Below are 25360 nucleotides of genomic sequence, written 5' to 3' on the forward strand. Positions count from 1 at the left end.
CAGGCCGGGGCGGTGGCCGCCGAGGCCGGTGCGGCGACGCCGGTCAAGCTGCCCGCCGCGCCGTCGGCCGGGCGCGGCGCGGGCCTGCGTGCCGGCTGGCTGGTGGTACGCGCCCAGCCCGCCGCCCGGCTCGGTGTCGCCGCCGTGGCGGTCGGCCACCTGGTGATGGTGGCGGTGATGGCGATGGCCCCGGTGCACCTGCGGGACCACTATCCCGTCGAGGATGTGCTTCCGGTGGTCGGACTGGTGCTCAGCCTGCACATCGCCGGCATGTACGCGTTGGCGCCGGTGGTCGGCTGGCTGGCCGACCGGCTCGGCCGGCGCGGGGTCATCCTGGGCGGGGTCGGCATGCTGCTGGCTGCCTGCGCGGTCGCCGGCACCGCCGGGCACAGCACTGTCCGGCTCGCCGTCGGGCTGGTGCTGCTCGGGCTGGGCTGGTCGGCGACCATGGTGGCCGGTTCCACCCTGCTGTCGGAGTCGGTGCCGGACGCGATCCGTCCCCACGCGCAGGGCCTGTCCGACCTGCTGATGGGGCTGGCCGGCGCGCTGGCCGGGGCGGTCAGCGGGTTTGTCATGCAGTGGGCGGGCTATCCGGTGCTGAGCCTGCTCGCCGCGGTCGCGGTGGCGCCGCTGCTGGCGCTAGCGTTGCGTCCGGTGCGGCCGGGCGCACCGGACGAGGAGGGTCGGGCAAAGTGCGGCTGACCGATTTCTGGACGCGACTGGAGGAGGCGTTCGGGCCGGGCTACGCGGCCAGTATCGCCAGCGATCAGGTGCTGTCGCAGCTCGGTGGGCGCACCATCGAGCAGGCCTTCGCCGACGGTGAGCAGACGCACGTGGTGTGGCGTGCGGTGGTCGCCGCCTACCCCGACCGGGTGCCGACCCGGCTACGCTGAGCAGTCGATTCGTTACTTCCGCGTGTCTCTTGCCGACTCGTACACCTGTTCGGCTATTGTCCACAGGCAGGTGCTCGTCCACAGGCCACGGCAGGTCGGCTGGTTTTCTGTCGGACCCAGCGCCTAGCGTGTGTCGCGTGACGCGAAGCTCAGGAAAGACGCCGGCGAAGGCAGGGGTGGCAACGATGGCGGCAGGGCCTGACCGGGAGAAGGCGCTCGACCTTGCTCTCGCTCAGATCGACAAGCAGTTCGGCAAGGGCTCGGTGATGAGGCTGGGGGAGCGGCCGGTCGTGCAGACCGCGATCATCCCCACCGGCTCCATCGCGCTCGACGTCGCGCTCGGCGTGGGCGGTCTGCCCCGCGGGCGGGTCATCGAGATCTACGGCCCGGAGAGCAGCGGTAAGACCACGGTCGCTCTGCACGCGGTGGCCAACGCCCAGCGCAACGGCGGCATCGCCGCCTTCATCGACGCCGAGCACGCGCTCGACCCGGAGTACGCCAAGGCCCTCGGCGTCGACACCGACGCCCTGCTGGTCTCCCAGCCGGACACCGGTGAGCAGGCGCTGGAGATCGCGGACATGCTGGTCCGCTCCGGCGCGCTGGACATCATCGTCATCGACTCGGTCGCCGCGCTGGTGCCGCGCGCCGAGATCGAGGGTGAGATGGGCGACAGCCACGTGGGTCTGCAGGCCCGGCTGATGAGCCAGGCGCTGCGGAAGATCACCGGTGTGCTCAACAACACCGGCACCACCGCGATCTTCATCAACCAGCTCCGCGAGAAGATCGGGGTCATGTTCGGGTGCATGTCGTACTCGACCAGGGTCACTCTCGCCGACGGCACGCAGGAGAAGATCGGCAAGATCGTCAACCAGCGGCTGGACGTCGAGGTCCTCTCCTACAACCCGGACACCGACCGGGTGGAGCCGAAACGGATCACCAACTGGTTCAACAACGGCCCGGCGGAACAGTTCCTCCAGTTCACCGTCGCCAAGTCGGGCGGAAACGGTCGCGCCCAGTTCGCTGCCACCGCCAACCACCTGGTGCGTACGCCGGGCGGCTGGCGGGAGGCGGGTGAGCTGATCGCCGGTGACCGGGTGATGCTCGCCGAGACTCGGCGGCTCAGCGAGCAGCAGTGGCAGGTCGTGCTCGGCTCGCTGATGGGTGACGGTGCCCTGTCGCCGAACCGCCAGGACCGCAACGGCGTTCGATTCCGCCTCGGCCACGGCGAGCAGCAGGTCGACTACCTCGACTGGAAGGTCTCGCTGCTGGGCAACATCAGCCACTCCCGGCGCACCGACAGCCGGGGCGCTGCTTTCGTCGACTTCACGCCGCTGTCCGAGCTGGGCGAGTTGCGTCGTGCGGTCTACCTGGGCGACGGCAAGAAGCACCTGAGCTGGGATTACCTCAAGGCGCTCACTCCGTTGGCTCTCGCGGTGTGGTACATGGACGATGGCTGCTTCACGCTCCGGTCCAAGGGGGTGCAGGCGCGTACGGCTGGTGGCTCCGGCCGGATCGAGATCTGCGTCGAGGCGATGGCGGAGGGCAGTCGGGAACGCCTGGTGGAGCATCTGCGTGACGCGTACGGCATGGACGTGAAGCTGGTGTCCCGGGGCGCACGCCAGACGGCGTCGATCATCTTCACCACCGAGGCGTCAGCGAAGTTCCAGGAACTGATCGCTCCGTACGTGCCTGCCGCGATGGAGTCCAAGCTGCTGCCGCGCTTCCGGGGGCAGTGCGTCGTCGAGCCGCAGTTCGTCCCGGAAGAAATCATGCCGGTGCCGGCTCGGATCATCGATGTACGGGTCAAGCCGAAGACCCGTTCGATGAACCGGTTCGACATCGAGGTGGAGGGCAACCACAACTACTTCGTCGACGGGGTCATGGTGCACAACAGCCCCGAGACGACCACGGGTGGTCGGGCGTTGAAGTTCTACGCCTCGGTCCGGCTCGACGTGCGGCGCATCGAGAGCCTGAAGGACGGCACCGACGTGGTCGGTAACCGTACCCGGGTCAAGGTCGTGAAGAACAAGGTCGCCTCTCCGTTCAAGCAGGCCGAGTTCGACATCATGTACGGCAAGGGCATCTCCCGTGAGGGTTCGCTGATCGACGTCGGTGTCGAGCAGGCGATCATCCGGAAGTCCGGTGCCTGGTACACCTACGAGGGCGACCAGCTCGGCCAGGGCAAGGAGAAGGCCCGCGAGTTCCTCCGGGAGAACCCGGACGTGGCCGCCGAGATCGAGAAGAAGATCCTGGAGAAGCTCGGCGTCGGGGTGGGCGCGGGCGATGCCGCCGGTGGCCCGGAGCTGCCGCCGGTCGACTTCTGATCTGATCAGTGGCTGGACGACGTGCCCGCACGGGGCGGGGCTGGGACGCCAGTCCGCCCCGCACGGGCGATCCCACACCGCGTCCGCGCCGGGGCCGCCGCACGTCCGGTGACGAGTCCACACCGGGCCCCGGTGCCGTCGGGCGGGCCGACGCCGACCAGGCGACTGACACCCCCCGGGACGAGGCCGAGGTAGCCCGGGAGATCTGCCTGCGGCAGCTTGCGGTCCGCCCTCGGACCCGTGCCGAGTTGGCCACGGCGATGGCCCGGCGGGGCATCTCCGAGGAGACCGCCGACGCGGTGCTCGACCGTTACGACGAGGTCGGCATCATCGACGACGCCGCGTTCGCCCGAGCCTGGGTGAGCAGCCGGCACGCCGGTCGTGGGCTGGCGCGTCGGGCGTTGGCCAACGAGCTACGGCAACGTGGAGTGGACGGTGACACAGCCAGCGCGGCGCTGGAGGAGTTGGACGAGAGCACCGAGGCGGAGACGGCCCGTGCGCTTGTCGACCGCAAGCTGCGTACCGCCCGTGGTGAGCCGGACGCGGTGTTCCGGCGGCTGGTCGGCATGCTGGCCCGCAAGGGTTACCCGCCGGGGGTGGCGATTCGGGCCGTGAAGGACGCACTCGCGGCGCAGAGCGCCGAGGCGGCCGAGTTCGCCGAGCAGATCGACGCCGACGCCCTCGCTGATACCGAGGGGTGATCGCCGACCGGCTTGGTCGAGAGGAGGTGCGAGGTGTTGCTGGCCTGCCTCAACGGTGACCGTGGTCGTGACTCCCACCCTGACGTGCCGTTGAGCCCGACCGAGTTGGCGGCCGACGCGGCCCGGTGTGCCGGGCTCGGTGTCGGTGCGGTGCACGTCCACCCGCGTACCGCCGACGGGGTTGAGTCGTTGCGTCCGGCGGACATCGCCGACGCGGTCGTGGCGATCCGTGCCGCGGTGCCGGGACTGCCGGTGGGGGTGAGCACCGGGGCGTGGATCGAACCGGATCCGCTCGCCCGGGCGGCGGCGGTCGGTGCCTGGACGGTGCTGCCCGACTTCGCCTCGGTCAACGCGCACGAGCCGGGGGCGGAGGCGGTCGCGCGGGCGCTGCACGAGCGGGGCGTGATGGTGGAGGCCGGGCTCTGGACGGTGCCGGCGGTCGAGGCGTACCGCGGATGGCGGGTGCCGGTCGGTCGGGTGCTTGTGGAATGCATGGCGCCGTCGTCCGAGTCTGCCCTGGCCGAAGCGGCGGCTATGCTCGACGCGCTCGCGCCGTCGGGGCACGGTGGGCACCTCGATGCCGGTCTCGACACCGGGTCACCGGTGTTGTTGCACGCCGAGGGTGCCGGCGTCTGGGTGGTGTTGGCGGAGGCGGTCCGGCGAGGCCTGGACACCCGCATCGGGCTGGAGGACACGCTCCGGCTGCCCGACGGGTCGCTCGCGCGGGACAATGCCGCTCTGGTGGCCGCTGCCGTGGCGTTGGGTGCCGGTTGACCGTGCGGTAGGCGGCGGCAGCGCGGCCCCAACGGGCAGTCGAACGTCGCGATTGTCCGCAGCCGCCCGACTCGTCATCAGCGCAGAGTCACTGTGCAACTTCTCTCCGTCCGGGTGGTTTGATCATGACTTCTTGACCGGACGCCGTCAGAGACCTAGCCTCGCCATAAAGGCTCACATTGCCCGACCAAGCGCAGGCTAAGCGCACAACATAGATCGCGTAACAGAACAGCATCACTTTGGCCAGCAGGAACGGCCACTGACGCCAGCTCCGGACAGGCCGGTCCGGGGCCGAGGCGACAACTGCACCTGGCCTGCCGACGGTTCGAGGGACACCGTCGGCGGGGAGAGCTATCCACGGCCTGCGCTCCGGTCGGGCGTCCAGAGCCGTAGGAACACGCCCACCGGCGGATTCCTACGGCGCGACGTTCAGGGGAGGCGCGCCATGGCGAGGCGACAGAGGTTCACCGGGTGGCCAGCATGAGCGAGCGTTGCGAACCGGCCGGCGCCGACTCCGGCGCTGCCGACGAGGGTGAGCAGAGCTCAGGGCACCCGGAACCGGCGTTTCGAGGGTGTGCCGAGTCGAGCCGTCGGGCGGTTCGGCGGAGCGGAGTGCCGGCATGAGGGCGCTGGACGTCGTACTTCTGATCGTCGTGTTGGTGTTGACCCTGGTGGTGCTCGCCGCGGCGGTCTTCGGGGCACGGGTGCTGCGCGGGTTGCAGACGCGGCCGGCACCGGAGGATCCGGCGTACATCGCGGAGAAGGATCGCCAGGAGCAGTCGCTGGCCGCGTTGCGGACGGCTGCCGACGAGGCGAACAGCACGATCGACGTCGCGAAGTCCGCCGCGGCTGCGGCCCGCACCGAGGCGGCGGCGGCCAAGGCGGAGGCGAAGGCGGCCCGGGCGGAGGCCCGTCGGGTCCTCGACGACGCCCGCGCCGAGGCGGACACCGTGCTCGAACGGGCGCACAAGCAGGCCGAGGCCGATGCCGAGCAGTTGCGGACCGCAGCCCGGCGCAGCGGCGAGCGGGAGGTGGCGGTGCTCGCCGCGACAACCCGGGAGCAGGCGGCCGAGGTGGAGCGGCGGGCGGCCCGGATGGACGAGCGGGAGCGGATGCACACCGAGGAGGTGGAGCGGCTGGCCGAGCGGGAACGGCAGCTGACCGCCGCCAGTGCCGCGCTCGCCGCCCGGGAGGCGGCCCTGGGTGCCCGGGAGAAGGAGCTGGCCGAGGCGGAGAGCCAGCGGCGTCGGGAGTTGGAGCGGGTCGCGGGGTTGACCGCCGACAGCGCGCGGGCCGAGCTGGTGGAGGCGATCGAGGGCCAGGCCAAGCGGGAGGCCGCGCTGCTGGTACGGGAGATCGAGTCGGATGCCCGGTCCACCGCGGAGCAGCGGGCCCGACACATCGTGGTCGACGCGATCCAGCGGGTGGCAAGTGAGCAGACCGCGGAGAGCGTGGTCAGCGTGCTGCATCTGCCGGGTGACGAGATGAAGGGGCGGATCATCGGCCGGGAAGGCCGCAACATCCGCGCCTTCGAGTCGGTGACCGGGGTCAACCTGATCATCGACGACACCCCGGAGGCGGTGCTGCTCTCCTGCTTCGACCCGGTGCGCCGCGAGGTGGGTCGGTTGACGTTGGAGAAGCTGGTGCTGGACGGGCGGATCCACCCGCACCGGATCGAGGAGGTGCACGACCTGGCCCGGCAGGAGGTGGACCAGCTGTGCCAGCGGGCCGCCGAGGACGCCCTGGTCGAGGTCGGCATCACCGAGATCCACCCGGAGCTGGTCACCCTCCTGGGCCGGTTGCGCTACCGCACGTCGTACGGGCAGAACGTGCTCAAGCATCTGGTGGAGACCGCGCACATCGCCGGCATCATGGCCGCCGAGTTGCGCCTCGACGTGCCGTTGATCAAGCGGTCGGCGTTCCTGCACGACATCGGCAAGGCGCTCACCCACGAGGTGGAGGGCAGCCACGCCATCATCGGTGCCGACGTGGCCCGCAAGTACGGCGAGAGTGAGGACGTGGTGCACGCCATCGAGGCGCACCACAACGAGGTGCCGCCGCAGACCGTCGAGGCGGTGCTGACCCAGGCGTCGGACGCCTGTTCGGGCGGCCGGCCGGGGGCGCGGCGGGAGAGCCTGGAGGCGTACGTCAAGCGGCTGGAGCGGATCGAGGAGATCGCGGCCGGCAAGCTCGGCGTGGAGAAGGTCTTCGCCATGCAGGCGGGCCGCGAGATCCGGGTGATGGTCAAGCCCGACGACGTCGACGACATCGGCGCGGCGGTGCTGGCCCGGGACGTGGCCAAGCAGATCGAGGAGGAGCTGACCTATCCCGGTCAGATCCGGGTGACCGTGGTCCGCGAGTCCCGGGTCACCGAGATCGCCCGCTGACGGAGGATCCAACCGGGACGGCGGGGATGAACCGTGCCGTCCCGGTTGGGTCCTCCACTCAGCCTCTTCAGAACGGCCGCTGACGCTCCTGCAACGCCTTGGCCGCGCTTCGACGACGGGCGCGTTGTGTCATCGCTGTAGTGCCTGCACCGGAGGGATGCGGGCGGCCCGAGCCGCCGGGACGAGGCCCGCCAGTAGACCGGCGATGGTGCTGGCCGTGCAGGCGAACAAGGCGGACCGGATCTCGACGGCTGGTGTCCAGCCGTTGACGACGGACACGATTGAGATGGTCAGCACGCCGAGCAGGGCACCGACTGCTCCACCCAGCCCGCCCAACACAGTGGTTTCCAGGACCAACTGACCGAAGATGTGGCGTCGCCGCGCTCCGACTGCCCGTCGCAGACCTATCTCTCCCGTGCGCTGTGCTACGCCACTTGTCGCAGCGTTACCGATCGAAATGGTGCCCATCAGCAGGGCAACGCCGCTGATCAACAGCGTCGTCCTGGTGGTGCTGCCCTCGATCTCCTGGCGCAGTGTGCGCGGATCCGGCGGCGCAACGGCTCTCAACTCGGCCGGCGCTTCTGGGCGGAGAGCCAGCGGTGCCTGCCTGCCGATGAGTTGCGCCGCGCCGGGCGACGTCTCCACCAGCACGTCCCTCTTTGCCGGCTGGCTGGCGCCGGATTGATCGAGGCGTTCCGCCGCCGAGTACGGCACGATGGCCGCAGCCATGGCCTCCGGTCTGCGTTCGACGTCGTGAAAGATCCCGACCACGGTATGGGCCTGATCGGCCACGAAAACCGCGACGCCGGTCCGATGGATTCCGAGTTGGCGTGCCACCGTGGTGGAGAGCATGACCACCGGTGTGGCATGGCGTTCGTGGAACTCGCCGAAGCTTCTTCCCACGGTCAGCCGGGGTGCCATTACCTGCAACGCCGACGGGTCCGCGCCGATCACGGGTACGCCCGTCGATGATTGCCGAAGGTCGATCATCCGACGCATGGGACGCTCCCCGAGACTGACCCGCCGTCCGGCGGACACGACGCCGTTGAGCCGGGTGAGTCGACCAATGGCCGCATCCTGAAGCCACCCGTCCGTCGTCGCCTGGTCTTCCGGTTCGACCAGGACCTCGGTGGCTCGCCGCAGATCAAAGGCGGTGGAAACCTGCTGGTTGAGCGTGGAGCCGAGACCGAGGCTGGCCACGAACGCAGCCGCGCCGAGGATCGTGCCAACGACCGTTACGAGTGATCGGCCGGGGTTGCTGAGTACGGAGACAGATGCCTCCCGGAACAGATCGCGGATGTCCAGCCGGGACCGTTCGATCCCTAGGCGCCCGATCTCGTCGCGTTCCTTGCGCCGTCTCGTCCTCACGTCTCGTCCACGACACCGTCGGTGACACGAAGCCGGCGGCGGGCCTCCGATGCGACCTGCGAGTCGTGGGTCACCACGATCAGGGTCAGCCCGTCCTGATTGAGTTGCCGCAACACGGCGAGAACCGCAGCGGTGTTCGTGGTGTCGAGGTTGCCGGTCGGTTCGTCGCAGAAGAGGACTCGGGGGCGTGCCGCGACCGCGCGGGCGATCGCTACCCGTTGCTTCTCGCCACCGGAAAGCTGGCGGGGGTCGGCGTGCATGCGATGGGACAGGCCCATACGCTCCAACGCCTCGGTCGCCATCGACCGCCGTTGCCGCCGCGTGTGCGGTCCGTACAGCATCCCAAGCTCGACGTTTTCCACAGCCGTGCGTCCGGGGAGCAGGTGGAATGCTTGGAAGACGAATCCGAAGAGCTGGCCACGGATGGCGCCGAGGGTGGCGGGCCCGCAGTCCGCCGTCTCCATCCCGCCGATCAGGTAGGAGCCGGCCGTGGGTACGTCGAGCAGGCCGACAAGGTTGAGCAGTGTCGACTTGCCGGACCCGGAGGGGCCGGTGATCGAGATGTAGTCGCCCTGCTCGACACGCAGGTTTGTGGCGCGCAGCGCATGAACGGGCTGGCCGTCCTGGTAGGTGCGCGAGACGTTGCGGAGAACCAGCATGGATCAGCCACCCGCCGTCTGCTCGCCGACCAGCACTGCGGCACCGGCGGCGACTGGCGGCGGGATCGGTTCCCGGAGTTCGACCCAGCCGCCCGCGATGTGTCCCGTCACCACCGTGACGTCGGTTGTCGCGTCGCCCCCGTCCACGAGTGTGACGAACATCGAGCCGTCGGGGCGGGAGTAGATGGCCGACACCGGTACGGCCAGCACCTCCTCAGCGGCGGAAGTCCGGACATCCAGCCGTACCGACCGGTTCGCAGATCCGGTCATCGGCACCTCGGTGAACTGCAGCCGTATCTCTATGCCGGTCTGGCCGTCGGGGCTCGACATCGCCTGGTCGCTGACCTCACTGACGCTCGCCTTCGTACGCGTCTCACCAAGCTCGTCGATGACGTCGACCTGTTGGCCGGGCCGAATGAGTGCTGCTTGATCCACAGCCGCGGTGGCGACGATGACAGGCGCTTGGCCGTCAAGTTCGACTATCGGCGTTTTGGGGTCTGCCAAGGTCTGTCCGACCCGCACATGAACCTTGCTGACACGACGGCCCGTCCGGTCGATCACGACTACGGCGGACTGCGGCATCTGCACGGCACGTGACTGCCCGGAAGGCCGATCTTCCTGCGCTGAGCCCAGCCGGTAGCCGCGGTCACGGTAGAACTTCGCCAGCTGCCGCAGAGTCGCGCCATCGAGCACCCCGGACGTCGGCGCGGAATAGCCAGTACGGCGCAGCGCCCGCTGGACCTCCACGACGTCCGGTCCCTGGGCGCCGGCGGTGAGGTCGCGGTAGAGCGGGAACCGGAGTGCCAGGGCGAACAGCGGCTCCCCGGAGCGCTCAAGCAGTACCTGCCCCTCCCGTATCCGGTCGCCCTTGCGCACGGGCACCTTCGTCACCACGCTGCTCGGGCCCATCGCGGCGGGCGGAGCGAGCACCCGCACACTCGCCCCCGGCTGGACACGCCCCCGAAGCACGACCGGCTCGACCAGCTTGCGCCGTTCCACCACCGCCGTCACCAGCGAAGGCGAAGGCGGCGCGGCGTCGGCAGCCAGTTGGTTCGGCGACCGCAGGGCCGGACCGACCAGAACCGCGCCGGCGGTGACCAGCAGGACAGCAGCCAGAAAGAGCACGACAAGGCGGACGGCGCGCCGTCGTCGAATGACGAGGGCGTCGACGGGGATCACGGGGCGCCGATCAGTTCGGCGGCCTGCTTCGCGATGCGCGTAACCTGCGGGTTCAGCTCCAGGAAAGAGGACTCGTACTTGTCGACGAGTTCCCGTTGGACCTCAACCGCTGTCTGAAGTTGCAGTTTGTCGATGCCGGTCTGCTGCCGGCATTCGAACCAGGCGACCGCGAGGGCGCTTTCCACCGGACCGGCCTGATACTGGGTCGCAGGCACCGCAGGCCCCACCTCGACAGTTCCAGGTACCTGCTTGGGCTGCCACCGATCCAGGCCTTCAGCGGCATCTACACCGACGGGAACACCGAAGAGTCCCGGGTTCGGCGTCTGGAGGAACTCCTGTTCGCTCCTCGGCCGGTGGCCCTTGTCGTCAAGGCAGGACAGCAGCTTCTGCCATGCCGAGACGCCCATCCGCTCATTGATGGTCCGCGAGAGGGGTTGGCTCAGCTTGTTTCCCAGGTCGAAGTAGCCGTAATACACATTCTTGGCGTCATCCGAAAGGGCTTTCCAGGCGTCATCAGTGCAGCTGTCGTAGGCTCTGTCATAATTCGGATCGAAGCTGACGACCGAAGGTGGTGCCGACAGCGAGTCTCGGCCAAAACCAACTCGTTTTGCCTCTTCGACTGAAGTGGGACCGAAGGTGCGGGCTGTGATGATCAGATGCCGGAACGGATTCCGAGGTTGTCCCAGCATGACGTTCAGGTTCTGTGGATAACCGGCCTTGGCCAGGCATTTGTTTCGAACCTTCAGCTGCGCGTAGTCGATCTGCCCGATCTCTTCGCCCAGGAAGAGTGAGAAAGGATGGTCCGAGCTTGCCGCCGACATATCTGCGGGCGGATCTTCCGCGGAACTTGAGCATGCCGTGGCGAACGACGATATGGTGATGAGAGCGACCAGCCACCCGGCACTCGTGCGCCTGCGAACTTTCACTTGATCCCCTCGAAAAATGACCACTTCCTGTGCGTCGGCGGGCACGCCGTTTCGGCGTGCCCGCCGATGGACGATCAGGCGCAGCGCTTGTGCGAGTTGTTACGAGGACTGATGGCGGCCCGGAAGTCGCGCGGGAAGGTGGTGTACGGGGTGGCGTAGTTCGCCAGGTCGTACACGGTGACGGCGCAGGTGGTGTCCCTGTTCCAGAGGCCCTCTGCGTCGTCCTTGATCACGAAAGCGGGGTACAGATCCGGGATGTTCGACCAGTAGTCGTTTCCGTGGTTCGAGTCGTTGTACCAGAAGTGCCGTTGGTACGAGCTGGTGGAGAAATTGTCGTAGATCCACTGGAAACAGATCTCGCCCTTGTTGCAGGCGGCCTTCGAATCGCCTCTGTCGGCTTGCGCCGGTGCGGCGGCAATTGCCACTGCGGCGGCACCTGTCATGGCGGCGGCGATGATCTGGCGTACTCGCATGCACTCTCCTCGAACGTCGAGGGGCCGCGCGGAATTGTGGCAGGAGCGTATGCGTCGCACCTGAACCGTTGAGCCCCCGTTGGTTGCGCTCCGGAAATATGCGGAACGCCCCGAGCGTCGAGGTGACCGAGGCATGCACAATCCGGTGGCGCAAAATTGCCAGCACGGAGCCTCAAGCAGGCTGAAAGCAGCAGCAGTCGCTGCTGGCTGAAACTGTAAGAATCCCCGTGTGGTCCCAGTTCGGGGGAACCTGAACCCCGTTGGGACATATGAATGATGGCCGATTTCCCGTCGCTTGGCAAGGTCGGCGGCAGGCTGCTCTACTTCGATCTGGTCGTTTTTGGTGCTTATCGGCGGAGGGGCGGTGAAGTCGACTGCGACATCGAGCCATGCGAACGTCAGGTCTCGGGGAGAAGCAACCCCCTGTGGGCCGCCGGGGCACCCCCGCCATCAGGGACGCGGCCACAGACGAACAAGCGGGGCCGGCCCATCTGGGCCGGCCCCGCTTCGGGTATGTCGACTTCGGCTCAGCCCTGCGGCTCGACGACTGTGGAGCTGGCAGTGCCGGCGCGCTGCCGTGGCACCCGCACCCGACGGGTGCCGGTGCGCCGCTCCAGCCAACCGGCGAACCAGGTGAGGATGGAGTTGATGATGATGTAGATGACCGCGATCACCATGGCTGCCGGGATGATGTTGCCGTAGTTGGCGGCGAGGTCGTTGACGCCGCGCTGGAGCAACTCGGGGTAGGCCACGATGTAGCCGAGCGCGGTGTCCTTGAGCAGCACCACCAGCTGGCTGACGATGATCGGCAGCATGGCCCGGGCCGCTTGCGGGATCAGGATCAGCTGCATGACCTGGGTCTTGCGCATGCCGATCGCGTACGCCGCCTCGGACTGCCCGCCGGGCAGGGACCGGATGCCGGCCCGGAACGCCTCGGCCAGCACCGACCCGTTGTAGAGGGTCAGACCGATCACCACTGACCAGAACGCGGTCACCGGCTGCTTGATGACGTACGGCAGGCCGTAGAAGACGAAGAAGATCATCAGCAGCAGCGGTACGGCCCGGAAGAACTCCACGACCGCGCCGGCGGGGATGCTGATCCACTTGTGCTCGGAAAGCCGCCCGACGGCGAAGATGATGCCGAAGGCGAGCGAGAGCAGCATGCCGACCCCGGCCGCCTTCAGGGTGGCCCACAAGCCCGGCAGGATGAACTGCGTCCACGTCTTCGGCTCGGCGAAGGGCTTCCAGAGCCACCCTTCCCATTGGTTCGCCTGGTCGAACTTGCTGTAGATCCAGTAGACCAGCCCGACCAGGGCGACACCGAAGATCACGCTCAGGACGGTGTTGCGAACCTTGGCGCGGGGTCCCGGGTGGTCGTAGAGGACGCTGCTGGTGCTCATCAGCGCTTCACCGCCAGACGGTTGGCCAGCCAGCCGAAGAAGTAGCCGGTGGGAATGAGGATCGCGGCGAACGTGCCGGCGAAGACCAGGAAGATCGGGATGACCGCGTCACCGTTGAAGTTGATCAGGTCCTTCATGACACTGGAGGACTCCATCAGCCCGATCGTGCCGACGATTGTGGCGTTCTTGCAGAGCGCGATCAGGATGCTGCCGAACGGCGCGATCACCGAACGCGCGGCCTGCGGCAACACCACGATCCGCAGGGTCTGTGCGAAGGTCAGCCCGATCGCGCGGGCCGCCTCGGCCTGCCCGGTCGGCACCGTGTTGATGCCGGAACGGACCGCCTCGCAGACGAACGCCGCGGTGTAGGTCGACAGGCCGATGACCCCGAGCCAGTAGATGTTCAGGAAGAGATCCTGCGACAGGCTCAGCCCGAGGGTGACGAACAGACCGAAATAGCAGAAGAAGATGACCAGGGTCAGCGGGGTGTTGCGGAAGATGTTGACCCAGGCTGCACCGAAGCCGCGCAGCACGGGTACGGGGGAGACCCGCATCGCGGCCAACAGCACGCCGAGCACCAGCGCGCCGACGGCGGACGCGCCGGTCAGCTTGAGGATCCAGAGGAAGCTCGACAGGAACGCGTCGAAGTTCTTCGGATCAGAGAATACGTGCATGCTTCGGCTCCCGGGGCACGTGTCGGCGGCCGGTGACAGGCCGGAGCCGGCACCCACTCAGGATGCCGGCTCCGGTACCGGTCATGCGCCGCAGTGGGTCAGCTTGGTGGTGTCCAGCTCGGGCGCGGGGGTGCCGCTCTTGCCCAGGGTGGCGTCCCAGGCAGCCTTGTAGCTGCCGTCGGCGGCGGCGGCCTTGAGGATCTCGTTGACCTTCTCGCAGCCGGTGGTGTCGTCCTTCTTCAGGCCGATGCCGTACGGCTCGTCCGAGAAGGTGCTGCCGACGACCTTGAACTTGCCGGCGTACTGGTCCTGCGCGGCGTAGCCGGCGAGGATGATGTCGTCGGTGGTCACGGCGTCAACCTGGCCACCGTCGAGCAGCGGCAGGCACTTGGAGTACGAGTCGAACTGCTGCAGCCGAGCGTCCGGGTAGTTCTCCTGGATCCGCTTGGCCGGGGTCGAGCCGCTGACCGAGCAGACCGTCTTGCCGGCCAGCTGGTCCGGGCCGGTCAGGGTGGAGTCGGACTTGACCAGCAGGTCCTGGCCGGCGATGTAGTACGGGCCAGCGAAGTTGATCTTCTGCTTGCGCTCGTCGTTGATGGTGTAGGTGGCCACCACCAGGTCGACGGTGCCCTGCTCGATGAAGGGCTCACGGTTGGCCGACACGGTGGTCTTCCACTCGATGTTGCCCGCGTCGACGCCGAGGCCCTTCGCGATGATCTTGCCGATCTCGATGTCGAAGCCCTCGTACTGGCTACCGGTCTGCAGGCCCAGGCCCGGCTGGTCGGCCTTGACGCCGATGACCAGCTTCTTCTGGCTCTCGGCCTTGCCGACGATGCCGGTGGCGCCGGAGCCGCTGCCGGCCTCGTCGCTGTCGCCGCCGCAGGCGGCCATGGTGACCGCAAGACCGGCAGCAGCGGCGATTGCCGCCATACGCTTCATTCGCATTTGTTCTCCTTCTGGAACGGGAGCCTGCCGGGCCACGGCACACTCCGCTACGGGGGGCCTTTAGTGCGTGAGGATTTTGGAGAGGAAGTCCTTGGCGCGCTCGCTGCGCGGGTTGGCGAAGAACTCCGCCGGGGCCGCGTCCTCGACGAGCTTGCCGTCGGCCATGAAGATGACCCGGTTGGCGGCGTGCCGCGCGAAGCCCATCTCGTGGGTGACCACGACCATGGTCATGCCGTCACGGGCGAGCGAGGTCATGACGTCCAGCACCTCGCCGACCATCTCCGGGTCCAAGGCGCTGGTGGGCTCGTCGAAGAGCATCGCCTTGGGCTGCATGGCCAGCGCCCGGGCGATCGCGGCACGCTGCTGCTGACCGCCGGAGAGCTGGGCCGGGAACTTGTCGGCCTGGTTGGCGATGCCCACCCGGTCGAGCAGGGCGAGACCTCGCTCACGGGCCGCGGCCGGCTTCTCCTTGCGCACCTTGACCGGGCCCAGAGTGACGTTCTCCAGGATCGTCTTGTGCGCGAAAAGGTTGAAGGACTGGAACACCATGCCGACCTCGCTGCGCAGCTTGGCCAGTGCCTTGCCCTCCGCAGGCAGCTTCTGCCCGTCGAAGGTGATGGTGCCCGAGTTGATCGGCTCAAGTCGGTTGATCGTGCGGCACAGGGTCGACTTGCCGGAGCCGGACGGGCCGATCACCACGACCACTTCGCCACGACCCACCGACAGTGAGACGTCGTCCAGCACGTGCAGCGGCCCGAACCACTTGTTGACCGAGTCGAGCACGATGAGCGGTTCGCCCGTCGCCACGTCGTCCACCGTCCCCCTCGTTACTTTCGGGGTCGGTCGACCCCTGGATGACGGCCACTGTAGGCGGGGTGACGTGGCTGAACACAACTCAGATGGTCACGGAGCGGTAACACCGTGGCGGATCGCGTCCCGGCGTCCGAAATTGCCCGCTCCGGGTGGCGTCACGGGCCGGTGATGTAGATCATGTGAGGGTGGCCGAGCAGGTGCGATTGACCAGGTACGCCCGGGGTGGCGGATGCGCGTGCAAGATCCCGCCGGGCGAGTTGGAGGCGATGGTGGCCGGTCTCGGCCCCGCCGCCGGCTCCGCGGATCTGCTGGTCGGGCTGGAGCACGGCGACGACGCCGCCGTGGTCCGGCTCGACGAGCGGACAGGCATCGTGAGCACCGCGGACTTCTTCACCCCGGTGGTCGACGACGCCTACGACTGGGGCCGGATCGCCGCGACCAACGCGCTGTCGGACGTGTACGCGATGGGTGGCGAGCCGCTCGTCGCACTCAACCTGCTCTGCTGGCCACGGGAGGTGCTCCCGCTGGAACTGGCGCGGGAGGTGCTGCGGGGTGGGCTGGACGTCGCCCGCGCCGCCGGCTGCCACCTGGCCGGTGGGCACAGCGTCGACGACGACGGTCCGAAGTACGGCCTGGCCGTCACCGGGCTGGTCCGCCCCGACGAGCTGATCACCCTCGACGCCGGGCGGGCCGGACTGCCCCTGTCGCTGACCAAGCCGCTCGGTGTCGGCGTCCTCAACACCCGGCACAAGAACACCGGTGAGAGCTTCCCCGAGGCGGTCGCGGCCATGACCACGCTGAACCGGGAGGCGGCCCGGGCGGCGGTCGCGGCCGGAGTGCGGTGCGGAACCGATGTGACCGGATTCGGTCTGCTCGGCCATGCCTCGAAGCTGGCCCGCGCCAGCGAGCTGACGGTGGCCATCGACATCGACCGGGTGCCCTACCTGGCCGGTGCCCGGGAGGCCGCCCGGGACGGGTACGTCAGCGGTGGCTCGCGCCGCAACCTGGAGTGGGTCACGCCGTGGACCGACCTGGCCGCGGCCGGGGAGATCGACCGGTTGTTGCTGGCCGACGCGCAGACCTCGGGCGGTCTGCTGGTGGCCGGCGAGATTCCCGGCGCACCCGTGATCGGTGAGCTCCTGCCCCGCGGCGACCACCTGGTCGTCCTGCGCTAGCCCGAGGTCCGGTCGCCACCCACCCGGTCGCCCTGCCCCCGAGTGTCGTCGGCGTCGGCAGCGGTCTGGTCACCCTGCGCCCGAGGTGCCGACGTCGGCGCTGGCAGCGGTCTGGTCGAACTGCGCGCGAGGTGCCGGCGTCGGCGCTGGCGCGCGGCGAGCCGTGCGGGGGAGCGGGCACGATACCCGATAAACTGTCACCTTCCCGCTACCCACAGCGATGTGCTGCGGGGAAATTTGCCCAGAATGGTCACAGACCGGTAACTTGCCCCCGCCTGGGGGCAAATGCCCCGCACCATCGTGGGTAGGGCCCGATCCCGAGGCCCGTCGGACGAGCACAGCGAGGAGGCGGCATGACCGAGCTGTGGAACTGGAGAATCGACCAGGTACGACCGGTGGAGGTCTACCCGGCACTGGCCGATGCGCTCGGTCGGGTGGTGATGCCCCTGGCCGTCGCCGACCCGGTGCGGCTGCCCACGTACGCGGTGGTCTGCGATGTCTGGCAGGCGCCAGGGGAGTTCGCCACGATCGTGGACTGCTACGGCGTGCCCGACGGCCTGCCCGAGCTGCCCAGCATCGCGGCCCTGGCCCGGCTGCTGGACCGCAACTGCCTGGTGCGCGACGACACGCTCGACGAGACCCGGCACCTGCTTGTCGCGCCGGACGGCAGCATCCGCCCGGTGCACTTCGACGTGCAGGAGACCGACGACGGCGAGGTGCTCAGCAACCGGCGGCTGTGCACCGAGGCCGACCCGCGCTGCCGAGGCTGGTCACGCTGCCACCGGTCCCGCTGGGCCCCCGACTCGGTGAACCCCGCCCTCGCCGCCGCCTGAGCACATCACGGGGCCTGAGCGTTAACAGGGGCCCCTTGCTCTACCGCAGGCGTTAACAAGGTGCCCTTCCTTACCGGCCGCGGACGACGAGGTCGTCGAGGAGGGTGCGGGTGGCGGCGGCGACGGCGGTCACCGCGGCGTCGAACGCGGCGGCGTTGTGCGCCGCCGGCGCGCGGAAACCGGAGATCTTCCGCACGTACTGCAACGCCGCGGCCTCCACGTCCGCGTCGGTGACCTCCGGGGTGTACGGCTCACGCAGGGTCTTGATGCTTCGGCACACGGCTCCTCCTCGTTCCGTCCGATCACAGGGCGCCGGATACGCTGTGCACGTCATGACTACCGCAGCGGCGGGCGGCCCGCGCACCTATCAGGTGCGCACCTACGGCTGCCAGATGAACGTCCACGACTCCGAGCGCATCTCCGGGCTGCTGGAGCAGGCCGGCTACGTCCGTGCGGGCGAGAGCGACGACTCCCCGGACGTGGTGGTGTTCAACACCTGCGCGGTCCGGGAGAACGCCGACAACCGCCTGTACGGCAACCTCGGTCATCTGCGTCCCGTCAAGGACCGGCATCCGGGGATGCAGATCGCGGTCGGTGGCTGCCTGGCCCAGAAGGACCGGGGCGACATCGTCCGCAAGGCGCCCTGGGTGGACGTCGTCTTCGGCACGCACAACATCGGTTCACTGCCGGTGCTGCTGGAGCGGGCCCGGCACAACACCGCCGCCGAGGTGGAGATCCTCGAATCCCTCGACGTCTTCCCGAGCACCCTGCCCACCCGCCGCGAGTCGACGTACGCCGGCTGGGTGTCGATCTCGGTGGGCTGCAACAACACCTGCACGTTCTGCATCGTGCCCGCTCTGCGCGGCAAGGAGAAGGACCGCCGCCCCGGCGATATCCTCAGCGAGGTACGCGCCCTGGTCGACGAAGGCGTGCTGGAGGTGACCCTGCTCGGGCAGAACGTCAACTCCTACGGCGTGGAGTTCGGCGACCGGTACGCCTTCGGCAAGCTGCTGCGCGCCTGCGGGGACATCGACGGGCTGGAGCGGGTGCGGTTCACCAGCCCGCACCCGAAGGACTTCACCGATGACGTGATCGCGGCGATGGCCGAGACGCCGAACGTCTGCCACTCGCTGCACATGCCGTTGCAGTCCGGCTCCGACGACGTGCTGCGCGCGATGCGCCGGTCGTACCGGGCCGAGCGCTACCTGGGCATCATCGACAAGGTCCGCGCGGCGATGCCCGACGCCGCCATCACCACCGACATCATCGTCGGGTTCCCCGGCGAGACCGAGGCGGACTTCGAGCGCACCCTGGACGTGGTCCGGGCGGCCCGGTTCTCCTCCGCCTTCACCTTCCAGTACTCGAAGCGCCCCGGCACGCCGGCCGCGACCATGGACGGTCAGCTGCCCAAACAGGTCGTGCAGGAGCGTTACGAGCGGTTGATCGCCTGCGTCGAGGAGATCACCTGGGCGGAGAACAAGAAGCTGGTCGGCGAGGCGGTCGAGGTCCTGGTCGCCGTCGGCGAGGGCCGCAAGGACGAGCGCACCGGGCGGCTGTCCGGGCGGGCCCGCGACGGGCGTCTCGTGCACTTCGACGCCGGGTCGTACGCCGGGGCGATCCGTCCGGGCGACATCGTGCACACCGTGGTCACCTACGCCGCACCGCATCATCTCAACGCCGACGGGGAGCCGCTGTCGCACCGACGTACCCGCGCCGGCGACGCGGCCGAGGCGGGGCGTACTGCGCGTACCCCCGGGGTGTTGCTCGGCCTGCCCACCATCGGCGCGCCGGCCGCGGCGCCCGAGCCGACGACGGGCTGCGCCGTCTCGCACTGAGCCGGTCGTTCAACCCGCTGAGCCGGGCCGACCGGGTCTGATCGAGCCGGTCGGGGCCCGGCGAACCGGACCCCGACCGTCGTACGGTCAGACCGAGATCCGTCCGGCGCCCGCGCCGCCCGTCACGATCGACTTCACGCTGCTCGCACCGTCCAGGGTGTAGCCGTACGGGATGCCGGCCACGCTGCCGCCGGACTGCCCGCTGCCCGAGTTGACGAAGTGGTTGTTGCGGGCCACCAGGGAACCCGGCCCGGAATCGCCCTCACCCCGGTGGAACGGGTCCGGGGTGTTCTCGAAGTAGTTGCCCTCGACCAGCACGCCGGCATTCATCGTGGACGCCACGCCGTAGCCGCGCACGTTGCTGTAGAAGTTGTTGTAGACGTGCACCGGGTTGCCGAAGCGGACCCGCGGGTTGCGCTGGTTGCTGCCGTCGAACCAGTTGTGGTGGTAGGTGACCCGCAGCTTGCCGGTGTCCTGGCTGCCGTTGCTGTCGCTGTGCCCGAGCAGCATCGCCTTGTCGTGGCTGAAGATCCGGTTCCAGGACACGGTGATGAAGTCCGACCCGCGCTTGATGTCGACCGCACCGTCGTAGCCGCTGCTGAAGGTGTTGTGGTCGACCCAGATGTTGGTGGCCGACTGCTCGATGTTGATCGCGTCGTCGCCCCAGTTCCGGAAGGTCAGGTTCCGGATGATCACGTTGCGGTCGCCGTTGATGGTGAAACCGCAGCCGACGATCGTGGCGCCGGCGTTGCCGAGGATGGTCTTGTTGGACCGTACCCGCAGCATCCCCGAGCAGTTGATGGTGCCGGAGACCCGGATCACCGCCGCGCTGCTGGAGTTCAACGCGCTGGTAAGCGCCGAGGCGCTGGTGACCGTGGTGGTGCCGGCGCTGCCGCCGCCGGTGGTGCCGCCGTTCTGGGTGGCCCAGCCGACCAGCCCGGTCTGCGGTGCCGGGTTGGGCGGGGGAGTGGTGCCGCCGCCACCCAGCCGGATCAGCTGCCAGCGCTGGTTCGCGCCGTCGAGATCCGCGTACTGCGAGACGACGCCCCCGTCAGCGGTGGACCACTGCCACACTTCCAGGGCCTTGCTGCTGTGCCGGTTGACGAACCGTACGTCGCCGTTGGCGGAGTCCGCGAGCCGCCAGTGCTGCTTGGTGTCGCTGCTCGCGGTGACCTGGGTGACCTGCACGCCGTCGTTGGAGTTCGGGACGGCGACGACCTTGCCGGAGTGCCGGTTGCGCAGCTGGTAGTAGCCGTTGCCCACGTTGACGAACTGGAACTGCTGGTTGTTGCCGTCGGTACGGGTGAACTGCCGGATCTCACCGCCGTCGGCAGTGGACCAGTTCCACAGGTCCATCGCCTTGCCGCTGTTGCGGTTGACGAACACGTACTGAGCGCTGGTGTCCACGGTGGCCGCCGAAGCAGGGCTCACCGCCACCGCGACGACCGCCGCGGGCAGTGCGACAGCCGTTGCGGCCAGCACCGCCAGTCGCCGGGTCAGGCGACGTGTGACGCTTGCAAGCACGGTCAATCTCCTCATCCTCTGGGTACGCGGAACGGGTCGGACGACGCGCGTCAGGGCGTCACGGACGGGCTGCCGGCACCGGCAAGGTCCGTGACGCGAGTGGCCGCGGCGACCATGGATGGTGGTGGAGCGCTGCGGCGTACGCCTGGATGCGTCGTCGGCGTGCGGTCGGCAGGAGTACGCCCCGACATCGGAGGCTGCCGTGCCCAGCGGCAGCGATGCCGGTGACGGACGCAGAATCTGCGCCCTGCCGTCGGATGAACTGGTCGAAAACCGGCTCCCGTGCCCACCCCGTAGGGGCAACCGCTTTCCTCAGATAATCACAGATCGACGTCGATGTAAATGTCGAACGTTAACATCGCCGTGACCAGCGGCAATAGAGACGGAAAGCCCCCGGTTCCAGCCGGAACCGGGGGCTTTCGACAGGTTCAGCTCAGCCGGCCTGCTCCGCCAGCTGAAGGAACTGACGCTTGGAGGCGAGCGCCTGCTCGGCCTCCTTGATCCGCCGGTTGTCGCCGGCGGCCTGAGCCCGGGCCAACCGCTCCTCGGCCTCGGCGACCTGGGCCCGCATCTGGGCCAGCAGCGGGTTGTCCTCACGGCTGGTCCGACGCCACGCCGAGTCCATCACCTCGCGGACCTTCTCGTCGACGGCGCGCAGCCGGCGCTCCAGCCCGGCAGCCGCCTCACGCGGTACCCGACCGGCCTCGTGCCACTGCGCCTGAATGTCGCGCAGCTTGGCCTGAGCGCCCTTGGGGTCACCGTCGATGTCGAGCGCCTCCGCCTCGGCGAGCAGCGCCTGCTTGCGTTCCAGGTTGGCGCGCTGCTCGTTGTCCCGCGCCGAGAAGACCTCGCTGCGCCGGGTGAAGAAGGCGTCCTGCGCGGCCCGGAACTTCTCCCAGAGCCGCTGCTCGGCCTCCTTGGAGGCGCGCGGCGCGGCCTTCCACTGGTTCATCAGGTCCTTCAGCTGGTTGGCAGCCGAAGCCCATTCGGTGGAGTCGGAGACCTTCTCGGCCTCGGCGACCAGCTCTTCCTTGATCGTCTGCGCCTGCTTGCGCTGCGCGTCCAGGGAAGCGAAGTGCGCACCCCGACGACGGGTGAAGCCGTCACGGGCGGCGGCGAACCGCTTCCACAGCTCACCGTCGGTCTTCTTGTCGACCCCCCGGATGGTCTTCCACTCGTCGAGGATCTCCTTGAGCCGGTCGCCCGCGGTCTTCCAGCCGGTCGACTCGGCGGCGAGCTTCTCCGCCTCCTCCACAAGTGCGGTCTTGCGGGCCAACGCCTCGCTGCGGGCCGCCTCCTTGGCGGCCTTGGCCTCGCCGGCCTTCTCCTCGGCCACCGTGGCGAGCCGGTCCAGCCGCGCGGCCAGCGCGTCGATGTCGCCGACCACGTGCGCGTCGGCCAGCGAAGCGCGAATCCGTCGTACGGTGGCCAGTGAATGGTTGGCGTCCGCGGCACCGGAGTTGAGCCGTGCCTCAGTCAGGTTCACCTCGGTCACCAGGTCGGCGAAGCGGCGGGCGAAGTGTGCCAGCCCCTCCTCCGGTGCTCCCGCCTGCCAGGATCCGACCACCCGCTCGCCTTCGGCGGTCTTGACGTAAACGGTGCCGTCCGCGTCCACCCGTCCGAAGGCAGTCCAGTCGCTCATGTGCCCATCCTCGTTCTCCCGGTGCCCCCTGGGAGAACTCTCTCCCGGGCACCGCCACGGCGCAGCCAAGTTTCTCCGGGCATTGTCACAGGTACGCCCCGGTGCGCGTCGAGCGCCTATCGCCGACCGTGACCATACGGTGTCCTAGGCGCTCCCCGGCATCATCCGGACCGGCGAGCCGTCGCCTACCGGTGGTGCCACGCCGCCGGTACTCCGCTGACCTCGTATCGACGTGCCGCCGGCACCGCGTCGAGATGCCGCCGTCGCAGCTCAGCGGGGTCGGCGGCGACCTCGGGTGCACGCCTGCGGCCGTCCGACCGATACGGTTGCCGGGTGCCACTGGTCGCCGCCGCCGTCTGCCCGCACCCGCCGCTGCTGATTCCCGAGGTCGCGGGGGCCGCCGCCGCAGAGTTGGCCGACCTTCGTCGGGCCTGCGACACGGCGGTCACCCGACTGGTCGACTCGGGTGCCGACGAACTGCTCATCGTGGGTGACGGTCCGGACACCCGCCGCTACGACCCGCCGTTCCACGGTTCCCTCGCCGCGTACGGCCTGCCCTTCGAACCGACAGTGGGTCGGCCCGGCCCCGACAGCCGGCCCGACCTGCCGCTGAGCCTGACCATCGGCGCGTGGCTGCTGGGCCGGACCCACCCGGACCCGGCATCCGCGGTGTCGGCCATGTACGCCGTGGCGCCGCAGACCGATCCGGTCTCGTGCGCGCAGCTCGGCGCCGGCTGGGGCGGTGATCGGAACTGGGCGCTGCTGGTGCTTGGTGACGGGTCGGCCTGCCGGGGGGCGGCAGCGCCGGGCTACGCGGATCCACGCGCCGAGGCGTACGACAGCGGGGTCGCCGAGGCCCTGGCCGGCGCGGACCTCGACGCCCTGCTCGACCTGGACCCGGAGCTTTCGGCGCAGCTGCGGGTCGCCGGCCGGGCCGCCTGGCAGGTGCTGGCCGGTGCGGCCCGTGCCGCCGGTGGCGACTGGCGGGGCGAGCTGAGCTTCAACGCGGCGCCCTACGGAGTGGCCTACTTCGTGGCCACCTGGGAACGGCCGTGAACCCGGGCACCGTGCTCGCCGTGGTGGGACCCACCGCGGCGGGAAAGTCGGCGCTGAGCATCGCCCTGGCGCACGCCCTCGACGGCGAGGTGGTCAACGCGGACTCGATGCAGCTCTACCGGGGCATGGACATCGGCACCGCCAAGCTCACAGTCGCCGAGCGGGACGGCGTGCCGCACCACCTGCTCGACATCTGGGAGGTCACCGAGCCGGCGAGCGTCGCCGAGTATCAGGCGCTGGCCCGGGCGGCGGTCGACGACATCCTCGCCCGAGGGCGGGTGCCGTTGCTGGTCGGCGGGTCCGGCCTGTACGTGCGGGCGGTGCTGGAGCAGTTCGAGTTCCCCGGCACCGACCCGGCGCTGCGGGCGCGGCTGGAGAACGAACTGGCCACCGTCGGCCCGGCACCGCTGTACGCGCGGCTGCGCGAGGCCGACCCGGTGGCGGCGGCCGGCATCCTGCCCGGCAACGGTCGGCGGATCGTCCGCGCGCTGGAGGTGATCGAGCTGACCGGAGCGCCGTTCACCGCCGCGCTGCCCGAGCCGACACCTTACTACCCTGCTGTACAGATCGGCGTCGATCTGGACACCGCCCGGCTCGACGAGCGGATCGCTGTCCGGGTGGACCGGATGTGGGCCGACGGGCTGGTCGCCGAGACCCGGCGGCTGGTCGAGCGGGGCCTGCCCGAGGGGCGTACGGCCAGCCGGGCGCTCGGCTACCAGCAGGTGCTGCGCATGCTGTCCGGGGAGTTGACCGAGACCGAGGCCCGCGACGACACCGTACGGGCGACCCGCCGGTTCGTCCGCCGCCAGCGTTCCTGGTTCCGGCGCGACCCGAGGATCCACTGGCTGGACTCGGCCGAGCCGACGCTGGTCGAGGATGCCCTGCGGATCCTCCGTGACGCTGCGCGATGATGAGGGCGTGAAGTTCACCAAGGGCCACGGCACCGGCAACGACTTTGTGATCCTGCCCGACCCGGACGGCGCGCTGGACCTGACACCCGAGCTGGTGGCCGCGATCTGCGACCGACGGCGGGGCCTCGGTGGCGACGGCGTGCTGCGCGTCGTCCGGGCCGCCAAGCACCCCGACGGGGCCGCGCTGGCCGGTGACGCCGAATGGTTCATGGACTACTGGAACTCCGACGGCTCATTCGCCGAGATGTGCGGCAACGGCGCACGGGTCTTCGTCCGGTTCCTGCTGGACAGCGGGCTGGCCACGCCGGTCGACGGCGTCCTGCCGGTGGCCACCCGGGCCGGCCTGGTGCGGGCCCGCCTCGACGGTGCGGACATCGCCGTCGAGATGCGCCGACCCCGGCTGTACGCGACCTCCACCGCCGCCCTGGGCGCACTGACCCTGCCCGGCACCGCCGTGGACGTCGGCAACCCGCACCTGGTCTGTCCGCTGCCGGCCGGGCTCGAGTTGACCGGTCTCGACCTGACCCGGGCACCCGGATTCGACCCGACGATCTTCCCGTCCGGGGTCAACGTCGAGTTCACCGCCGACGGCGAGCCACTCGACGGCGTCGACGGACACGTGCTGATGCGGGTCTACGAACGGGGTTCCGCCGAGACGCTGTCCTGCGGCACCGGCGCCTGCGCCGTGGCCGCCGTGGCCCTGCGCGACATCGCCCGGGAGACCGGCACCATAGCCGTCGACGTCCCCGGCGGCCGCCTCACCGTCACCCTGACCGAGAACTCCTGCTGGCTCTCCGGCCCCGCCCTCCTCACCGCCACCGGCACCCTCACCCTCCCCTAACCACCCCACCCCTCCCCTCCCACCCCT

24 protein-coding genes and 2 pseudogenes are annotated in these 25360 nt (G+C 69.4%); 14 read left to right on the forward strand and 12 right to left on the reverse strand.

Annotated elements, in window-relative coordinates; all coding sequences use genetic code 11:
• From C1A38_RS25905 to rny, 8 genes and pseudogenes are all read left to right on the forward strand, one after another.
• Nucleotides 1–702, forward strand: a 702-nt coding sequence (locus tag C1A38_RS25905; RefSeq protein ID WP_233197025.1) for an MFS transporter, incomplete at its 5' end; no start/stop codon positions are given.
• The gene (locus C1A38_RS25910; RefSeq protein WP_102660332.1) at nt 693–893 is read left to right on the forward strand and encodes a DUF3046 domain-containing protein; all 201 of its coding nucleotides are present in this window, start codon (nt 693–695) and stop codon (nt 891–893) included. The genes C1A38_RS25905 and C1A38_RS25910, both read left to right, overlap by 10 nt.
• Nucleotides 894–1078: 185 nt before the next feature.
• Nucleotides 1079–1930 (forward strand): annotated as a pseudogene (recA, locus tag C1A38_RS32245) (recombinase RecA); the annotation flags it as partial.
• 3 nt (nt 1931–1933) lie between these two features.
• Nucleotides 1934–2545 (forward strand): annotated as a pseudogene (locus C1A38_RS32660) (LAGLIDADG endonuclease); the annotation flags it as partial.
• A 171-nt stretch (nt 2546–2716) separates the two neighbouring features.
• Entirely contained in the window at nt 2717–3217 is a 501-nt protein-coding gene (locus C1A38_RS32255) for a hypothetical protein (protein WP_377676526.1), read from the forward strand.
• Nucleotides 3218–3225: 8 nt separating this feature from the next.
• Nucleotides 3226–3918 carry a regulatory protein RecX gene (locus C1A38_RS25920; protein ID WP_102660334.1) on the forward strand — a complete coding sequence of 231 codons (693 nt, stop codon included), beginning with the start codon at nt 3226–3228 and terminating at the stop codon, nt 3916–3918.
• Nucleotides 3919–3951: 33 nt separating this feature from the next.
• Complete coding sequence (locus C1A38_RS25925; RefSeq protein WP_102660335.1) at nt 3952–4692, forward strand: 3-keto-5-aminohexanoate cleavage protein; 741 nt, start codon at nt 3952–3954, stop codon at nt 4690–4692.
• A 620-nt stretch (nt 4693–5312) separates the two neighbouring features.
• On the forward strand, nt 5313–7079 hold the full coding sequence (gene rny / locus C1A38_RS25930; RefSeq protein WP_102660336.1) for a ribonuclease Y: 1767 nt from the start codon (nt 5313–5315) through the stop codon (nt 7077–7079).
• A 129-nt stretch (nt 7080–7208) separates the two neighbouring features.
• Here rny and C1A38_RS25935 read toward each other — a convergent pair whose 3' ends face one another.
• From C1A38_RS25935 to C1A38_RS25975, 9 genes are all read right to left on the reverse strand, one after another.
• The gene (locus tag C1A38_RS25935; RefSeq protein WP_102660337.1) at nt 7209–8447 is read right to left on the reverse strand and encodes an ABC transporter permease; all 1239 of its coding nucleotides are present in this window, start codon (nt 8445–8447) and stop codon (nt 7209–7211) included.
• On the reverse strand, nt 8444–9106 hold the full coding sequence (locus C1A38_RS25940) for an ABC transporter ATP-binding protein (RefSeq protein WP_102660338.1): 663 nt from the start codon (nt 9104–9106) through the stop codon (nt 8444–8446). Before C1A38_RS25940 ends, C1A38_RS25935 begins: the two co-directional genes overlap by 4 nt.
• A 3-nt stretch (nt 9107–9109) precedes the next feature.
• Nucleotides 9110–10285, reverse strand: a complete 1176-nt coding sequence (locus C1A38_RS32020; RefSeq protein WP_233197026.1) for an efflux RND transporter periplasmic adaptor subunit — start codon at nt 10283–10285, stop codon at nt 9110–9112.
• Entirely contained in the window at nt 10282–11256 is a 975-nt protein-coding gene (locus C1A38_RS30995; RefSeq protein ID WP_146017633.1) for a hypothetical protein, read from the reverse strand. The genes C1A38_RS32020 and C1A38_RS30995 overlap by 4 nt, the downstream gene beginning before the upstream one ends.
• A 29-nt stretch (nt 11257–11285) precedes the next feature.
• On the reverse strand, nt 11286–11684 hold the full coding sequence (locus tag C1A38_RS25955) for a hypothetical protein (RefSeq protein WP_102660340.1): 399 nt from the start codon (nt 11682–11684) through the stop codon (nt 11286–11288).
• Nucleotides 11685–12211: 527 nt separating this feature from the next.
• Nucleotides 12212–13084 (reverse strand): amino acid ABC transporter permease, encoded by an 873-nt coding sequence (locus C1A38_RS25960; protein ID WP_102660341.1) that lies wholly within the window; start codon nt 13082–13084, stop codon nt 12212–12214.
• Complete coding sequence (locus tag C1A38_RS25965; RefSeq protein WP_102660342.1) at nt 13084–13758, reverse strand: amino acid ABC transporter permease; 675 nt, start codon at nt 13756–13758, stop codon at nt 13084–13086. The genes C1A38_RS25960 and C1A38_RS25965 overlap by 1 nt, the downstream gene beginning before the upstream one ends.
• Before the next feature lie 81 nt (nt 13759–13839).
• Nucleotides 13840–14703 carry a glutamate ABC transporter substrate-binding protein gene (locus tag C1A38_RS25970; RefSeq protein ID WP_102660343.1) on the reverse strand — a complete coding sequence of 288 codons (864 nt, stop codon included), beginning with the start codon at nt 14701–14703 and terminating at the stop codon, nt 13840–13842.
• A gap of 60 nt (nt 14704–14763) precedes the next feature.
• The gene (locus C1A38_RS25975) at nt 14764–15519 is read right to left on the reverse strand and encodes an amino acid ABC transporter ATP-binding protein (protein WP_013732248.1); all 756 of its coding nucleotides are present in this window, start codon (nt 15517–15519) and stop codon (nt 14764–14766) included.
• A 182-nt stretch (nt 15520–15701) separates the two neighbouring features.
• Here C1A38_RS25975 and selD point away from each other — a divergent pair, with 182 nt between their 5' ends.
• A complete protein-coding gene (gene selD / locus C1A38_RS25980) occupies nt 15702–16691 on the forward strand; it encodes a selenide, water dikinase SelD (protein ID WP_102660344.1) in 990 nt (329 codons plus the stop codon).
• Nucleotides 16692–17044: 353 nt separating this feature from the next.
• Nucleotides 17045–17524 (forward strand): hypothetical protein, encoded by a 480-nt coding sequence (locus C1A38_RS25985; RefSeq protein ID WP_102660345.1) that lies wholly within the window; start codon nt 17045–17047, stop codon nt 17522–17524.
• A gap of 70 nt (nt 17525–17594) precedes the next feature.
• Here C1A38_RS25985 and C1A38_RS25990 read toward each other — a convergent pair whose 3' ends face one another.
• Nucleotides 17595–17804, reverse strand: coding sequence for a DUF2277 family protein (locus tag C1A38_RS25990; protein WP_102660346.1), 210 nt, complete (start codon nt 17802–17804; stop codon nt 17595–17597).
• Nucleotides 17805–17856: 52 nt separating this feature from the next.
• On the opposite strand from C1A38_RS25990, the gene miaB reads away from it, so the two are divergent.
• Complete coding sequence (gene miaB, locus C1A38_RS25995) at nt 17857–19359, forward strand: tRNA (N6-isopentenyl adenosine(37)-C2)-methylthiotransferase MiaB (RefSeq protein WP_102660347.1); 1503 nt, start codon at nt 17857–17859, stop codon at nt 19357–19359.
• Nucleotides 19360–19446: 87 nt separating this feature from the next.
• On the opposite strand, the gene C1A38_RS26000 is transcribed toward miaB, so the two are convergent.
• Nucleotides 19447–20883, reverse strand: a complete 1437-nt coding sequence (locus tag C1A38_RS26000) for a pectate lyase family protein (RefSeq protein WP_102660351.1) — start codon at nt 20881–20883, stop codon at nt 19447–19449.
• A gap of 433 nt (nt 20884–21316) precedes the next feature.
• Nucleotides 21317–22525, reverse strand: a complete 1209-nt coding sequence (locus tag C1A38_RS26005) for a DUF349 domain-containing protein (protein WP_013732254.1) — start codon at nt 22523–22525, stop codon at nt 21317–21319.
• Nucleotides 22526–22858: 333 nt separating this feature from the next.
• Between C1A38_RS26005 and C1A38_RS26010 the strand changes: the two genes are divergently transcribed.
• The 3 genes from C1A38_RS26010 to dapF are packed head-to-tail and all read left to right on the forward strand — an operon-like array spanning nt 22859 to nt 25333.
• Nucleotides 22859–23581: a class III extradiol ring-cleavage dioxygenase family protein gene (locus C1A38_RS26010; RefSeq protein ID WP_102660348.1), complete on the forward strand. Its 723-nt coding sequence runs from the start codon at nt 22859–22861 to the stop codon at nt 23579–23581.
• A complete protein-coding gene (gene miaA / locus C1A38_RS26015) occupies nt 23578–24492 on the forward strand; it encodes a tRNA (adenosine(37)-N6)-dimethylallyltransferase MiaA (RefSeq protein ID WP_102660349.1) in 915 nt (304 codons plus the stop codon). The genes C1A38_RS26010 and miaA overlap by 4 nt, the downstream gene beginning before the upstream one ends.
• A 7-nt stretch (nt 24493–24499) precedes the next feature.
• Nucleotides 24500–25333 carry a diaminopimelate epimerase gene (dapF, locus tag C1A38_RS26020; protein WP_102660352.1) on the forward strand — a complete coding sequence of 278 codons (834 nt, stop codon included), beginning with the start codon at nt 24500–24502 and terminating at the stop codon, nt 25331–25333.
• Nucleotides 25334–25360: the final 27 nt, after the last annotated feature.

The sequence above is a fragment of the Verrucosispora sp. ts21 genome (genome assembly GCF_002879555.1).
In the GTDB taxonomy this organism is placed as follows: Bacteria; Actinomycetota; Actinomycetes; order Mycobacteriales; family Micromonosporaceae; genus Micromonospora; species Micromonospora gifhornensis.